This is a genomic window from Streptomyces sp. NPDC002787, from assembly GCF_053592095.1.
The window spans coordinates 228,545-243,056 of the sequence record NZ_JBSFVC010000001.1 but is presented as its reverse complement, the minus strand read 5'-3'; the positions used below and the strand labels follow the sequence as shown (position 1 = coordinate 243,056).

Sequence of the window (14,512 nt, the reverse complement as noted above, 5' to 3'; positions counted from 1 at the left end):
CCTGACCAACCTCGGCGGGACGGTGGCGACTAATGCCCCAACCCGTCCGGGGAGATCAAGAGCGGGCGGCCCTTCCATGCTTGTCACACGCCCCCGTACTGGACGCCCAGACATGGCTCGGACCCGATGAAGCGCTGCTCAGAGGGCTGGCCTGAGTGACGGAAAAGACGGGCCGGGGCACTGGTACCGGTCTTTGAGCCGTCGCTTCCTATGTGTATTGCAGCGCGTTGCGAGTCACGGCGAACAACACACACTGTGCGGCACAGCCTCAGACAATCAGTTGGGTCGTAGCAGACGATGCGCACCTCTGTCGCCCCCAGCGCCACAGTGGGCCGCTGGCCGGACTAGGGGACAGCACAATGAGAGTTCGCCGCCCAAGGCCTGTTCGGACGGAGACGCATGAAGTCGCGCCTGAACAGGCCATCGGCGTGGTCCCGGACGGTAGCGCGGAACTCTCGCAGCTGTCCGTCTCGCCGTCGAGTTAACGGGGAGCACGGCATGCGTACCAAGGCCCCAGCTCGGCAACTCGTCGGGATTCGGTGATCCCACAGGGGGACGCACAGCTGCCCAGCGATCCGGCACGATTCAACGCGGTGCCGGGACGTCAAGCCGACGCCGTCCTGGTCTCATAGTGCCGCCCACCAGCACCAGCACCAGCACCAGCAAGCCGGACGACCGCTCGGACCTGCTGATCAAGACGTGGACGACGGGAAGCGCCGGACGGGGCCGGCCCGGAGACCGCTGAGGCGCTGCGCGTCCTCGACATCGCCCCCACCCGCGCCCGCCGACTCGCCGCTCTGACGCTGAGCGACAGCCACCTGTTGCCGGGCCGGGTCTTACTGACCGACTGGGGTATCGCTTGCAGCGCCCTCCACGTTTCCAGTGTGCAGGGCGTTCTGCCGCTGTGACGTCCTCGTCGCGCCGAACCCGGCGAGGACGTCGCCGTGTCAGTCACCTCTGGAGCGCCAGACACTCCCGGAGCAGCGGTTCCAGTCTCTGCTGGCCGTCCTCGCGGTCGAAGACCTGGAGGGTGTCCAAGCAGGTGACGATCCACCGGGCCTCGTTCTCGTCCTGATCTTCGAATCCGGCCTGGACCGCCACGGCGGTCACCGCGCTCTCCAGGTCGGACGGATCGTCCTTGAACTCCGCAGCGAGAGCCTGGTACCCCGTCGCCAGCATCGGGTCCGCGTACAGGCCCGTCGCCTCCGCGAATGCGCGGGCCTCGGCCCGAGCCGTGCCCAGGCCTCCCAAGCGGCGCAACGTCTCGTCGGAGTCCACTACTTAGCCGTGCAGGCGGTGGGCGCGGTCCACCAGGAGCGGCCAGCCACCGGTCAGTCCGTAGAGGCGGTCCAGGCGGTCCTCTGTGTGGAACATCTCTACACGCTGGGCCCAGACGCGCAGAGTACGGCGGTCGTGTCGGTGCAGCACGACGGGAGCAGCCGTTGTGCGTTCGGCGCCCGTCAATAGGGGCCGCCACAGGGCCAATTGGGTGGGGTCGGTAATGAGGACGACCGCGCGAGTCACGCCCGGCGCGCCGGGCAGCAGTGTCTCGGCCTGGTCGACGGCCTCCCGGCAGACTTCCGGGCGTGCTGGGTAGTTGACGAAGTCGCTGATGACGACTCGCCGCTCACGCGGCACTCCGCCCGTGATTTCCTGTCGGTAGACACGTGCGTTGCCTACGGGGGCAGCTTCCAGTCGACGATGCGTCCGGCGACCGTACGCAGGCTGTCACCGATGTCGGTAACTCCGGTCGCGGGGGTGCCGAGGACGACCCTCGTCTGGTTGGATCGCTCGCCGAGGAGGTCATCGAGCTGGGTGACCGGCATGGTCGACCTCGCCGGTTACCCGGTCGGCACCCGCATCACCGTGCGGCGCGAACGACCGCACCCCGGCGCCCAACTGTCCCTGTTCGACCACGACGAGGGCCTGGGGCACCAGGTATTCCTTACCGATATCCCTTACTCCGGCGGCGGCTCCGCACAGCTCCTTGAGGTCCGCCACCGCGGACACGCCACCGTCGAGGACCACATCCGGTGCGGCAAGAACACTGGCTTCGGCCGCTTCCCCTCCCGCCATTTCGACGTCAACACCATCTGGCTTGAACTCAGAAGCCGTATCTCAACCGATCATGGAACGTGTGGGTCGAACAGGTTTCCCGCCGGGGTGATCTTCCCGGTGTAGGCGCATGAAGGCAGGGCCTCCTGGTAGCTCGGGGGTGCGACCCCATTCCGAGCGGTTCCTGGAGGCCCTGTTGTCGTTGTTGTACGCGTCCGAACCCGTTCAGTTCACGCTGGTAGTCCGGTGCCAGCACCGTCACCGGCAGCCCGTCCCGCCATGGCTGCACCGTCGAGCCCGGCACCGGTGAGCACGCCGTTTCCTGCTCCGCCTCGGTCACGGCAGTCGTCCCGGCGGCGGACACAGCCAGGGCCTCGACCAGTTCCTCCCGCGCGATCACCCGCCGCTCCAGCTCGATCTCCGCGGCCTCCAACATCCACTCCATGTGGCAGACGGAGGTGATCGCCCTGGTCCCTGCGGCACAGCACAGCAAAACGCCCACACCAGAGGCGCGGGCAAGAGGGAATTCCGAACCACGACAGCTGACGCAGACGCTGCACGCCCACACGCCGCGTCACCATAGGAAGTGATCACGCCGCACACGAGACCGTGCGTGCGGTGCCCGCCGACGCTGACAGGCACGCTGATCTCATGCTGCTGCCGTCGGGTTCGCTGATTCGGCGGCGCGGCGATATTCGGCGTTGATGCGCTGGGCTTCCTCGAGCTGGTCTTCGAGGATGACGATCCGGCAGGCGGCCTCGACGGGGGTGCCCCGATCGACGAGTTCCCGGGCCCGGGCGGCGATGCGCAGCTGGTAGCGGGAGTAACGGCGGTGGCCACCTGCGGAGCGCAGTGGGGTGATGAGGCGGGCTTCGCCGATGGCGCGGAGGAAGCCCTGTGTGGTGCCGAGCATCTCGGCGGCCCGGCCTATGGTGTAGGCGGGGTAATCGTCGTCGTCGAGACGGCCGAACGTGTCGTCTGCTGTCATTGCACCTCTCTGTGGAACGCGCCGAGGGGCCCTGGCGCCGTACTGGCACCAGGGCCCCGAAGGAACTACACCATCTGCCGGCCCTGATACTGCACCGGCCCTCTGTTTCCGCGGACCCGACCGAGACGCTGTCGGGGGCGCGGGGATCGCGGTTGCTTGACCGAAGACCACCTCACTGTCGATGTCCTGCGGTACCCGGGTCCAAGACTTCCACCCGGGCGATCCTGATGGCGCTCGGCTCCTCCGTTCTCCCTCTTGATCAACTACTCACTGACGGAAACTGCGAATTGCTGGTACCGCAAACTGCTGGTGGCCTCGAACAGCGCCACTCTTCGGCAGCCAGCCCCGTCGCCCGTCCTGCGTCTGCTCTGGCTTAGAACCCCACTGCCGAACCTCCCGGTGCGCGCGCCCGCAGCCGACGCCTTCACCGAGGTACTGCTCACTGACTTCACTGCTGGGTACTGCGAACTTGCACTTACGGGTACTGCCACTGCGGTACTGCTCATGGCGGCCCCTGATCAGCGGGCCACCCGGTCCGGTCGTCAGTCCCGTCGCCGTCCTGCAACCGCTCTGGCTTCGGAACTCCACCACCGCACCGTCCTACGAACTGCAACTGCTGCACTGCTGACCGGCAGTTCATGTCTGCCGGGCCTCGCTCGATCTCGGCTACGAGAGAATCTTTAACCACACCGCAGCCCAATGTCTACTTTAGCTGACATAGATTTTCGCGCGCTCGAAGACGAAGTGATCCGCCTCGACCGGTCCATGGTGGTTCAAGCAGCTCCGAGGCTCAGTCCGGCGCTCACAGTGCCCTACCGCCGCGCAGCACGTCGGGCTGGGCGTGACGTCGCCGACCGCGCCGCGGCTACCGTCGGCGGGCAGCGGCCAACACTGCGTCTCGCGAAGAACGGCACGAGGGTCTGCGCCGCCCTCGACGATCCCGGGATGATCGAGCAGCTCGTAGAAGTGTGCACTCGGGTGCCGCGATCTGCGGGTCGACGCTCCTGCTGCCACCTCAGCGCCGTGACGAGGATCTGCCTCCTCGTCCGCGGCCACTCTCTCGTGCTCGCCCAGCCGGTGGCATCGTCGCGGATGGGCCGGTTGCTCGAACCCCGCACGGCCCCCGACCCGAGCAGACCGTGGGCTGCCGAGACACGGGCTCACGGCAGCAGGTGCCGTCATGCGTCGACTGTGGTCCTCACCCCCCTTCGGCCAAGCGCTGTGGCTCTGCGGGGTCGGCGGGTGAGAGGCGGGCACAGGGGGTGGGTAGGCACGGGCAGGGCATGGACGATCCAGAGACCAGGGTGACCCTGATGATCATGGTGATTGCCGACACCGCAGCTGTCCGTTCCGCAACGGCCGTTGCCGACGCACGCGATACGGCGCGGGCCTTCCTCGAAGGTTTGCGGCAGCCGGCCGTGGCCCCTGACGCAGCGGACACTGTTGTCCTGGTCGTGTCCGAGCTCGTCACCAATGCCCTGCGCCACGACGGGGGCCGCTGCACACTGGAACTGACTGCGCACCCCGACGCCATCGAGGTGGCCGTCCACGACGGCGGTCGGCATGCGCCGCGCATGCGCACCCTTGACCTGAACACCGGCACCGGGGGGCTTCGGTTGGCCCATGGTCAACCGCCTCGCCCACACCACGACGGTCACCCGCCGGGCCTCCGGCGGCAAGAGACCATGAGCGCCTGCCTTGCCTGGTAGCGTCACCGCTCAAGCAGCCGGACGGCCGGTGAATATAATCTGCCTCGTGTCGAAGCCTGACGAACTGCTGGTTGACCTCGCCGCCCTGGTGGAGTCCGGCCAAAGCAATCAGATGTCCCTGACCGTGGTCACCGGTGGTGCTGTCATCACCGGTCGGCTGGCTCCCGAAGCAGTGTGGCGACAGAGGGTCTCGGAGGTACTGACGGATTCCGCCCGCTTGGGCGAGTTCGCCGCTGTCTTCAACACTCCCGCGACGAACGGGCCGCCTACGCATCTGCACTTCCATGTCGCCCGGATCCTGCAGGGCGCTATGGGGATCCCGGAGACAGGCGGGATGTACCGGGTTGCGATCGAGGACGTCAGCGCCTGGACCGTGGGCGACTTCAGTTATTCCGACCACTGAGCGCCGGCGACGGCAACCGCTGCACACAGTGTGGGCCCGACCGGCGTACCGGTCGGGCCCACACTGCTGGTCAGATGTCGGCTTGTGCCTGTTTACCCGGTCAGACCGTCACGGGGGGCCGAGCATCGCTCAGGCGTGCTGCAGCGAGCTGGGGATGCCCAGAGGCGCGGCCTTGGGAAGGGCGCGGCAGGTGAAGCCGAGCTGAGTCATGGCCCGGAGGACTTCGGCGGCGCTGAAGTCACGGCGGTCCTGGCGGGTGATGACTTGGCCGACTTGCTTCACGGGGTAGTGGCGGCCGATGATCACCGATTCTCCGGTGACCGGTTCGGGCTTGATGCCCTTCATCGATTCCAGCACTCCGCCCTTGGTGAGCTCGAAGGGGAAGCGGGCGATGACGCAGCGCATGTGGCCTCACAGGGAGAAGGGAAGAACGGTCCGACCAGGGGCGAGGCGTTCAGCGGGAGAGGGCGCGGATGCCCGGGGCGCTGCCTTGCTCGTCTACGACTCGCAGGGCACCGAGCCGTCGGGAGCGCATCGCGTGCTCGGCTTCGCCCATCGTGGTCACGGGGGAGGCGAACGATCCGTGGTCGCCGAGGATGTCGCGCAGGCGGACGCGGTCCGCGTGAGCGCCGCTCTCGCGGACGGCGGTGAGGTCGGTTCGGGTCACCAGGCCGATGCGCTGTTCGTCCTGGTCGCAGACGACCAGTCGGCCCGAGCGTGCGGCGGCCATGACGGCCAGCGCCACCTCGACGCTCATGTCGTCACAGACCTTCGGTCCGGCCGCGTCCATGACCTCCTCCGCCGTCCTGTGCATCGGGTCGGCGTCCGCCGGGCGGGGCTGCGTCTGACCAGTGTCAAAAGGTGCCTCCTGTAGAGATGGGTCAGCTTCACGGTCACGAAGGTTCTAGGCCACCGCGTCGAGGACGGACTGGCGTCGGGGGTGCGCCGGGTAGCCGAGGAGGGGCGGCGTCGACCTCGGGAGGAGGCGCTGCGCTTGGGGCGTTCGGCCACCGGTGCGGTGATGACGACCGGCCGGACCTCGGCCCCGTCCTCCAGCCCGGATGCCGGACGGGGCCTGGGCGCCGGTGATCCGGCTCAGGGCCTCGCCCCCCGAGCGGATCTGGGTGGTCTGCGGCCGGATTCCGGCGTCCGCCATGGGGCGGACCATGCCTCAGCGCTGGTTCGGTGTGACGAGGGTGACGACGCTGCCGGACTCGCCGGCGCGGGCGGTACGGCCGCCGCGGTGGAGGTAGTCCTTGTGGTCGGTCGGCGGATCGACGTTGACGACCAGGTCGAGATTGTCGACGTGGATGCCGCGCTGATGAGGATCTCTGAAATCGGCCAGGGACGGTCTTCCCTCCACTTCGTTGCGTCTTGAAGCGTGTGGCGAATCTGGGGAGTGAAGAGCGCGTGTGAGGGCCCAGCGACCGAAGCCGCCGGCGCCGGCCTGGCGGCCGCCCATACCGGCGGATGGGGCGACGTCACGCAGGGACGCCGAGCGGCGGGTGCTCGAGCACGCGGGGCTTGTACTCGACCAGCTGGATGCGGCCGTCGAAGGTGCGGTGCTCGATCATCTCGAGGGCAACGTCCGGATAGCCGTCGTAGATACGTTCCTCGCCCGTGGCCCCGGTGATCACCGGGAACATCACGACCCGGAAGCGGTCGACGAGTCCGGCTCGTAGCAGGGACCGGCACAGGCTGAGGCTGCCGATCGTACTGAGGAGCCCCGAGCCACTCGACTTCATGGCGCGGACCGCCTCGACGGCGTCGTCACGGACAAGCGTGGAGTTGGCCCACGTCAGTGGCTCCTCGAGTGAGGAGGAGAACACCACCTTGGACGCTTGCGTGAGCTCGTCGACGGACGCCTCTTCTTCGGGCCTGAACTCGTCCTGGCCATTCGGGACCTCGCCTGCGGCGAAGCCCGACATCAGGCGGTAGGTGTTCGCTCCCATCAGGTAGGTGGCCTCGGGCTGCTCGCCAAGCCATGCGAGGTACTCCGGGCCCTCGAGGCCCCAGAACCCGGGCCATCCCTCTCCCGATGCGTAGCCGTCGAGGGAGGTGATGAAGTCGACGAGAAGCTCCGACATGGCAGTGTCCTTTCCTAGGGTGTCACGAGCTTGGACCGGCCGGGAGCCACAAACTCATCGGCCGCGCTGTGGAGTAACGAGAAAGCCCATGACGCTGCAGCCGATCAGGTCGGCGGAGCGGCACTGTTTCGGAGGGCCCGAGGCCCACATGCTTGCGCTATGCACGCAGTCGGGTAATGATCTCCATGATTGGGAACGGCGGTTTGAGTTCTGTCATAGCCCCAGCTCAGCCCCACCCGCGAACGGCCCACCCCGCTCTACTGGGTGATCGGTGAGGCCTCGCTGCCCGACGTCGACAGCGGGTGCTTCATCCACTCACGTGCGACGGCGGCGGAGCACTTCCGTGAGTACGGCCCCGCTCCGAGGTCACCGCGTCCAGCTTGCAGGAGTTCCTCGAACAGCTCGGCCGCCGGATCGCGAACCAGACCTAATCATCAGCCGAGGACAAACAGGCCCCTGCCCCAGGAGGTCATTCCACAGCTGGAGAATCGCGAGCAGCTGTGGGGACACCCCTGAGCAGGGGGTGCTCAAAGAGCACCATCAGCGCGCCGCGACATTGGTTGCCACCAACACGGTGACGTGCGCCCCGTCTTGAACTGCGCCAGTGTGCGGGTGCGTTGCGGCTGCGACTTGCCGCCGTGCAGCGCGGCGGCGTGCATCCCGCAGTTGAGCAGGTCCTGGGTCAGCCGGTCGACGGCGTGCTTGGTGTCCAGGAACATGATCACGCGGCCGTCGCGGGCAGCGATCTCGGTCGTGGCGGCGTGCTTGTCGGCGCCGTGGACGTGCAGGAGGTGGTGCTCCATCGTCGTGACCGCACCGGCCGACGGGTCGACCGAATGCACGACGGGGTCGGTCAGATAGCGGCGCACCAGCAGGTCGACGTTACGGTCCATGGTGGCGGAGAACAGCATCCGCTGCCCCTCCGGACTCACTTGGTTGAGCAGCGAGGTGACCTGCGGCATGAAGCCCATGTCAGCCATCTGGTCGGCCTCGTCCAGCACGGTGATGCCCACGTGGTTCAGCCTGCAGTCGCCGCGGTCGGTGAGGTCCTTGAGCCGTCCGGGCGTCGCGACGACGACCTCGGCCCCGCCCCGCAGCGCGCCGGCCTGCCGGCCGATCGACATCCCGCCCACCACCGTGGCCAGCCGCAGCCTGACGGAGCGGGCGTACGGTGTGAGCGCGTCGGTCACCTGCTGCGCCAGCTCACGCTGCGGTACGAGGATCAACCCGAGCGGCTGGCGGGGCTCAGCACGCCGTCCAGCGGTGCGGGCGAGCAGGGCGAGGCCGAAGGCGAGGGTCTTGCCGGAACCGGTGCGCCCGCGGCCCAGTACGTCACGGCCCGCCAGGGAGTTCGGCAGCGTCGCTCCCTGGATCGGGAACGGTACGGTCACACCCTGCTTGCCGAGTTCGGCCAGGAGCTGCTCGGGCATGCCGAGGTCGGCGAACGCCTCGACGGCGGGCAGCGCAGGGTTGATCGTCCTGGGCAGCGCGAACTCGCCCTGGACCGCGTTGGGCCGGCGGCCGTAACCGCCGGAGCGCACGGGCCCGCCGGTACGACGCGGTGCCGGTGAGCCGTAACCGCCGCCCCTTCCAGCGTCGGCACGGCCGTCACGGGAGCGGGCGGAGCGGTCGTTCGTGTACGTGCGGTTCATGCGGAACCTTCCTCGATGTGGCACATATCAAGGAATTCCGCTGGATGAATGGCATGGAGAATTACAGGTATGGACCGGTGACAACAGAAAGCAGATCTGGCTGGAGGAAACATCGGGCACAGGTGCTGAAATGGGTGACGCGATAAGGACCTTGAGATCCGGGCGCCGGCTGCGGTGCAGCTCTTCAGGATGCGTCTGCGCCCTGAGGGAGGAACCGCTTGTGATGCCTACTGCGGATTCCTCCGGGTCGTCCCGCGGGTGAAAGCGGCTGCGGGATACGCGTGCAGCTGGGGCCCGCACCCCGAAGGATGCGGGCCCCAGCTACGGATTGAGCGCGAGCATCAGGCCGGAACGATGTTCTCGGCCGTCGGGCCCTTCTGGCCCTGCGCGATGTCGAAGGTCACCTTCTGGCCCTCGAGCAGCTCACGGAAGCCCTGCGCGGCAATGTTCGAGTAGTGGGCGAACACGTCGGCGCCGCCACCGTCCTGCTCGATGAAGCCGAAGCCCTTTTCCGCGTTGAACCACTTCACGGTACCAGCAGCCATGTCATATCTCCTTGGGGCAGTACATCGGCGTCCGCACCACGCGGACGCCGTGTCGCCGCGATGATTACCCCGCCCGGAAATGACCGGAAATACAAAAGTGCTCCCGACCGGCAGAAGCCTGGCGGGGGGCACTCGAAGTTTTGGGAACCACAACTGCAACTGAGATAGACAGTAGCACGCGGAACGGCCCGTGCACGTTGGATAATACCGCTCTGCTCTTCGCGACAAAAACCCCCGCTGCGCGGCCCCCCAAAAACTGATCCCTCGGGAACAGATATTGATTCACTCGGCGTTCAAACGCCTCAGGAAGGGTGGTCAATCGGCACGCTGCGCGAAAAGCCGCCGCTGCGCCAAGGAAACGCAGCTGCGCCTCGCCCTGTCGCCTCGTGGCAGGGCCGCTTCGGCGAGCACCACCACGCCCACCGCCATCAGGCGTGTCGGTGACGGTGTGTGCAGTGTGGACCAGCAGTCCTCCTACTGCGGTCTGCAGCACGGCCTGCCTGGTCACGGGCGAGCGCGGTGAACCCGCCCGAGGCCGTCCAGCTGACCAAAGCGCCCGCAGACACCTCGGTCACCCGCAGCCCCGGAACCCCGCTGTCCGCGTCGCCCAGCACCTGAAAGCCGGCCTGGGCCAGGCACGAGCTGTCCAGAGGCGTTGTGCCTTCAGCGGGTCGGGTGATGGTGCGAATGCCGGTTGCCGGTGACGAGGCGGTAGAGGGCGAGCAGGATGACGGAGCCGGCGATCGCGGCGATCCAGGTGGAGAGATCGAAGAACCCGTCGATGGAGTCGACGCCGAAGATGACCTTGCCGAGCCAGCCGCCGGGCAGACCGCCGACGATGCCGATGAGCATGGTGATGATGATGCCCGCCCGGGTCCTTGCCCGGCATCAATCACCCGGCAATTCCAGCGTTCTCTTCTGAGCCGCTGTCCCCCTCCGAAAGAGCACCCTCGTCTCGGGATACCGGTTCCTTCCTGGAACCCGCAGGACGAGACCATGCGCGCGTGCCCGTTCCTCGGCTGCCATCGGCGTGCGGACGCGGTCCCCGTCTGTGCAAGACCCTCGCCGGAGCAAGCCGACGAGGGTCCTCACGTGTCACGAGCAATCACAGGCGAGTCACCAACCCCACGGACGCACTCACGTCACAAGGCTCTGACCTGGACTTACGCGCTCACCCTGGACCAACTGGACGCCCGTGGCCGGGTTCTACGACATGTGCCATGTAGTACCACGGGCATGACTTGGCACCGCGCACCAAGATCCGGACCAGGTGCGGACCAACTCAGCTATCCGCAAGGAGATTCCATCCGTTGCCGCAGGTCAGAGGTGGGCGAGGCCGTGTACCACCAGAAGACGAAGAACCTGCTGGTGTCGTACTCGCCGAAGAAGCTGGGCTTCTTCTAGGGCCCAGGGCAGACGTCCACGGGGTGGAGCCAGGCTGGACCTGGCTCCACCCCGTGGTGCGGGTGTCACTGGAACTGTGCGAAGAACCTCCAGATCTCTGCTTTGGTCCAGGTGGCGACGCCGCTTTCGCCGGTGGAGCCGTCGACCGGACCGGGTATGTGGCCCCCGTCGAACGCGGCCCACTGGACCGGGTATCCGGCACGGCAGCCCGAGTAGGTGGTGGTGATGTGCGTTCGGCTGCCCGGCGCGGGCTCGCGCGGGCTCTGGGGGGTGCAGCCGTTGTTGCTGACGAACTTGTCGCGCAGGGACCGTCCTTGCCCGATGTTGAGGACGGAGTCGCTGATGCCGTGGATTCCGAAGTAGGCGATGGGCTGGTTGCCGCCGCTGCACCCGCTGATCTGAGCGCCGGAGATGACCGCGACGGCCCTGAAGACGTTCGCCCGGCTGCACGCGAGTGCGTAGCTCATGCCGCCGCCCCAGCTGAATCCCGTGGCGAAACGCTGTGCCGGGTTGACACAGAGGCCGCCCTCGATGCGCCGGATCATGTCGTCGACGAAGGTGACGTCCTCACCGCCCGAATTGGCCCAGCCGTTGCCGAGGCCCTGGGGGGCGACGAGGATCGCGCTGTTGTTCGACTGTTCCTGCTGGCCGTAGTAGGACCAGGCGCTCCCGCTCGTGCCACCCGAGGCGACGTCGCCGGCGGTTCCGCCCCGCCAGTGGAACGCGAAGATCAGCCGGTAGGGGCGGCTGTTGTCGTAGTTGGCGGGAACCCTGAGGATGAAGCTGCGGCTCTTGCCGCCGCTCTGGATCGTGTGCGTACCGCTCGCCAGAGTTGGGGCGCTGCCGCAGCCGCCTGCGCCACCACCGGACGACAGCTTGATCATCTGCCATTGCTGGTTGGCGCCGCCCCAGTCGGTGTACTGGACGACGTTGCCGCCGTCGGCGGTGGAGGCGCCCTGGACCTCCACCGCCTTGCTGCTGGTGCGGTTGATCAGCCGGACGTGGCCCGCGTCGGAGTCGGACAGGCGGAACTGCTGGTTGGCCCCGTTGTGGTCGGCCCACTGCTGGATCGCGGCACCGTCCGCGGTCGAGGCGCCGGCCACGTCGAGAACCTTGCCCGAGTGCCGGGCCTTGAGGCGGTAGAAGCCGCCGCCGGAGTCCACGAACTGCCACTGCTGGTTATTTCCGTCGCTGCGCGTCCACTGGCCGACGCGCGCGCCGTCGGCGGTGGACGTGCCGGAGACGTCCAGCGCCTTGCCGCTGTTGCGATTGACCAGGACGTACCAGGCATTGGTGTCCACCGTCGCCGCCTCGGCGGGCGTCGGATTCACCGCGGCGAGCATGCCGATGGCGAGGGTCGCCGCCACCAGGGCGGCGACCCGGGACCACCAGCGATGTCTGCGCGGAGGGGCGGGGGAAGCCGCACCGTAGGTCTTCATCGATTCACCCTTTCGTCTGTGGGCAGGTCCCCTCAGGTGCGGGTCCAGCGTTGGTTGCCGCTGTTCGAGCAGGAGTAGAGCTGGATGAGGGTGCCGTTGGCGGTGCCGCTTGCGACGGCGTCGAGGCAGAGGCCGGACTGGACGCCGACGATGGATCCGTCGGAGTTGAGGCGCCATTTCTGGTTGTCGCCGCCCCAGCAGCTGTAGATCTGGACTTTGGTGCCGTTGCCGGTGCCGGCGGCGTCCAGGCACTTGTTGCCGTAGACCCTGAGCTCACCGGCGGTGGTGTACGTCCACTGCTGGTTGGTGCCGTTGTGGCAGTCCCACAGGTGGAGCTGGGTGCCGTCGGTGGTACTGGTGCCGGGCACGTCCAGGCAGCGGCCCGAGCCAACGCCCTTGATCGGTCCGGAACCCGGAGAGGGTGTGGAGGAGCCGCCGTTGAGTGCGTTGAGGACGGCGGTGTAGGCGGGCTTCTTGCTGCCGTCGCTGTTGAACAGCAGCGGTGTGTGCTGCGGTCGCCAGGAGTCGGTGTCGCGCACGCCCCAGACGGTGATGCCGAGGCAGCGCGGGACGGCCAGGCAGTCGTTGGTCACATTGGCGTAGGTCGTGGCCGAGGCGCCCTGGATGTCGAGTTCGGTGATGGCCACGTCGACGCCGAGGGCGGCGAAGCTCTGCAGGGTGGTCCGGAAGTTGCTGTTGTAGGGGCTGTCGTTGTTGAAGTGCGCCTGGAAGCCGACGCAGTCGATCGGTACGCCGCGCTGCTTGAAGTCCCGGACCATGGCGTACATGGCCTGGGTCTTGGCCCACGTCCAGTTCTCGACGTTGTAGTCGTTGTAGCAGAGCTTGGCGGCCGGGTCGGCGGCGCGCGCAGTGCGGAAGGCGACCTCGATCCAGTCGTTGCCGGTGCGCTGCAGGTTGGAGTCGCGCCGTGCTCCCGAACTGCCATCGGCGAAGGCCTCGTTCACGACGTCCCACTGGGCGATCTTGCCCTTGTAGTGGGCCATCACGCCGTTGATGTGGCCGATCATCGCCTGGCGCAGGTTGCTGCCGCTGAGGCTCTGCATCCAGCCGGGCTGCTGGGAGTGCCAGGCCAGGGTGTGGCCGCGCACCTGCTTGCCGTTCTGCACCGCCCAGTTGTAGACGCGGTCGCCGGCGGCGAAGTTGAACTGGCCCCGCTGCGGTTCGGTGGCGTCGATTTTCATCTCGTTCTCGGCTGTCACCGAGTTGAACTCACGGCTCGCGATCGACGTGTACGCCGAGTCGCCCAGCCTGCCCGAGGCGATGGCGGTGCCGAAGTAGCGGCCGCTCTGCGCCGCCGCGGCGCCGAGCGTGTTCTCCGCGGCGTGTGCGGTCGGCGGCGTGACCAGTGCGGTGACCACACCGAGGACGCCGACGACCAGCGCCAACAGCAGGCCGCGGATCTTCCGGCGGATAACGGGTCTGGGAAGGGCATACGAGCCCATGACTGTGCCTCCAAGGTAGAAATCACGGAAGGACTGAAGCGCAGGGGAATGCGTCATCCGCTCCCACTCGGCAGACGGACGGGGCGGGCGGGCCGGAACCCGGGCAGCACGGAATCGCCGGACACCGCGGTCATGGGACCGGGACGATCTCAACCGGCACGAGACGGCACCCGGTCGGCCGTCGGCTGACCTACGGCGGGTGCCGGCGGTGTTTCGACACAGGCATGGGGTACTCCATTGCGGCTCACCGGGGGACCGTCACGCGGCGTCGCGTACCTCTCCAACTGCACGAAGAGCCAGGATGCGCTGGTGCGAACCTCACCGGAACGAAACGGGGTGGCGCAGGTGCTTTGGTGCGCGGATCTACGGTGCGGCTGTGCGCGGATCTACGGTGGGGCTGTGCGTGGATCTGCCGGTTGGCACAGCTCGCTCAGGGCCGACGCAGTTCGAAATGCCGAACTACGGCCGGTCGCTCAGAGAGGGATGATTGAGGGATTGACGGTTATCGTCAATCCTCACCGCAGAGAAAATTTCTGCTCGCAATCCGAAACATTCGGAATAGGTCGAGCAGGACGACGACCCCTGCGCCGCCACCGTCGGCGGATGCCGTAAGGCCGGGACCAGGACGAGTTGGCGGACGCCGCTTGTTCAACTTCCCATCCGCACGGCCCTTGGAGGAACTGTTTGTAGACAGATCGGCGACAGACCTTGACCAGATGGCCCCGCATTCCTAGCTTGTGGCGTCAAAGGTTCGGAAGGCTCTTCGA

General features: G+C 67.4%; 12 protein-coding genes and 5 pseudogenes. 4 read left to right on the top strand and 13 right to left on the bottom strand.

What is annotated here, in order from left to right:
* Nucleotides 1–951: 951 nt before the first annotated feature.
* From ACWD26_RS00970 to ACWD26_RS00960, 3 genes are read right to left on the bottom strand one after another with little or no spacing between them, the layout of a single operon-like run.
* Complete coding sequence (locus ACWD26_RS00970) at nucleotides 952–1,278, bottom strand: hypothetical protein (protein ID WP_451264813.1); 327 nt, start codon at nucleotides 1,276–1,278, stop codon at nucleotides 952–954.
* Between the two features lie 3 nt (nucleotides 1,279–1,281).
* Nucleotides 1,282–1,638: a hypothetical protein gene (locus tag ACWD26_RS00965; RefSeq protein WP_451264811.1), complete on the bottom strand. Its 357-nt coding sequence runs from the start codon at nucleotides 1,636–1,638 to the stop codon at nucleotides 1,282–1,284.
* A gap of 38 nt (nucleotides 1,639–1,676) precedes the next feature.
* A complete protein-coding gene (locus ACWD26_RS00960) occupies nucleotides 1,677–1,826 on the bottom strand; it encodes a hypothetical protein (RefSeq protein WP_451264809.1) in 150 nt (49 codons plus the stop codon).
* Between ACWD26_RS00960 and ACWD26_RS00955 the strand changes: the two are divergent.
* Nucleotides 1,816–2,106, top strand: a pseudogene (locus tag ACWD26_RS00955) (IS1380 family transposase); the annotation flags it as partial. The gene ACWD26_RS00960 and the pseudogene ACWD26_RS00955 overlap by 11 nt on opposite strands.
* Nucleotides 2,107–2,704: 598 nt before the next feature.
* Here the strand turns inward: ACWD26_RS00955 and ACWD26_RS00950 are convergent.
* Nucleotides 2,705–3,043: a MerR family transcriptional regulator gene (locus tag ACWD26_RS00950; protein ID WP_451264807.1), complete on the bottom strand. Its 339-nt coding sequence runs from the start codon at nucleotides 3,041–3,043 to the stop codon at nucleotides 2,705–2,707.
* 1,313 nt (nucleotides 3,044–4,356) lie between these two features.
* Here ACWD26_RS00950 and ACWD26_RS00945 point away from each other — a divergent pair.
* Nucleotides 4,357–4,732, top strand: a pseudogene (locus ACWD26_RS00945) (ATP-binding protein).
* 66 nt (nucleotides 4,733–4,798) lie between these two features.
* Nucleotides 4,799–5,155, top strand: coding sequence for a hypothetical protein (locus tag ACWD26_RS00940; protein WP_451264805.1), 357 nt, complete (start codon nucleotides 4,799–4,801; stop codon nucleotides 5,153–5,155).
* Between the two features lie 129 nt (nucleotides 5,156–5,284).
* Here ACWD26_RS00940 and ACWD26_RS00935 read toward each other — a convergent pair whose 3' ends face one another.
* The 7 genes and pseudogenes from ACWD26_RS00935 to ACWD26_RS00905 form a co-directional block, all read right to left on the bottom strand.
* Nucleotides 5,285–5,560, bottom strand: a complete 276-nt coding sequence (locus tag ACWD26_RS00935; protein WP_451264803.1) for an SCO5918 family protein — start codon at nucleotides 5,558–5,560, stop codon at nucleotides 5,285–5,287.
* A gap of 49 nt (nucleotides 5,561–5,609) precedes the next feature.
* Complete coding sequence (locus ACWD26_RS00930; RefSeq protein ID WP_451264801.1) at nucleotides 5,610–5,969, bottom strand: CBS domain-containing protein; 360 nt, start codon at nucleotides 5,967–5,969, stop codon at nucleotides 5,610–5,612.
* A gap of 90 nt (nucleotides 5,970–6,059) precedes the next feature.
* Nucleotides 6,060–6,473, bottom strand: a pseudogene (locus ACWD26_RS00925) (helicase-related protein); the annotation flags it as partial.
* Between the two features lie 163 nt (nucleotides 6,474–6,636).
* The gene (locus ACWD26_RS00920; protein WP_323377619.1) at nucleotides 6,637–7,242 is read right to left on the bottom strand and encodes a dihydrofolate reductase family protein; all 606 of its coding nucleotides are present in this window, start codon (nucleotides 7,240–7,242) and stop codon (nucleotides 6,637–6,639) included.
* 543 nt (nucleotides 7,243–7,785) lie between these two features.
* Nucleotides 7,786–8,894 (bottom strand): annotated as a pseudogene (locus ACWD26_RS00915) (DEAD/DEAH box helicase); the annotation flags it as partial.
* A gap of 341 nt (nucleotides 8,895–9,235) precedes the next feature.
* Entirely contained in the window at nucleotides 9,236–9,439 is a 204-nt protein-coding gene (locus tag ACWD26_RS00910; RefSeq protein ID WP_023586116.1) for a cold-shock protein, read from the bottom strand.
* Between the two features lie 663 nt (nucleotides 9,440–10,102).
* A pseudogene (locus tag ACWD26_RS00905) lies at nucleotides 10,103–10,328 on the bottom strand (GlsB/YeaQ/YmgE family stress response membrane protein).
* Between the two features lie 347 nt (nucleotides 10,329–10,675).
* On the opposite strand from ACWD26_RS00905, the gene ACWD26_RS00900 reads away from it, so the two are divergent.
* Nucleotides 10,676–10,843, top strand: a complete 168-nt coding sequence (locus ACWD26_RS00900; RefSeq protein ID WP_451264798.1) for a hypothetical protein — start codon at nucleotides 10,676–10,678, stop codon at nucleotides 10,841–10,843.
* 65 nt (nucleotides 10,844–10,908) lie between these two features.
* On the opposite strand, the gene ACWD26_RS00895 is transcribed toward ACWD26_RS00900, so the two are convergent.
* Both ACWD26_RS00895 and ACWD26_RS00890 read right to left on the bottom strand, forming a co-directional pair.
* Nucleotides 10,909–12,282 carry an RICIN domain-containing protein gene (locus tag ACWD26_RS00895; RefSeq protein ID WP_451264796.1) on the bottom strand — a complete coding sequence of 458 codons (1,374 nt, stop codon included), beginning with the start codon at nucleotides 12,280–12,282 and terminating at the stop codon, nucleotides 10,909–10,911.
* Between the two features lie 32 nt (nucleotides 12,283–12,314).
* Nucleotides 12,315–13,745: an endo-1,4-beta-xylanase gene (locus tag ACWD26_RS00890; protein ID WP_451264794.1), complete on the bottom strand. Its 1,431-nt coding sequence runs from the start codon at nucleotides 13,743–13,745 to the stop codon at nucleotides 12,315–12,317.
* Between the last annotated feature and the right edge of the window lie 767 nt (nucleotides 13,746–14,512).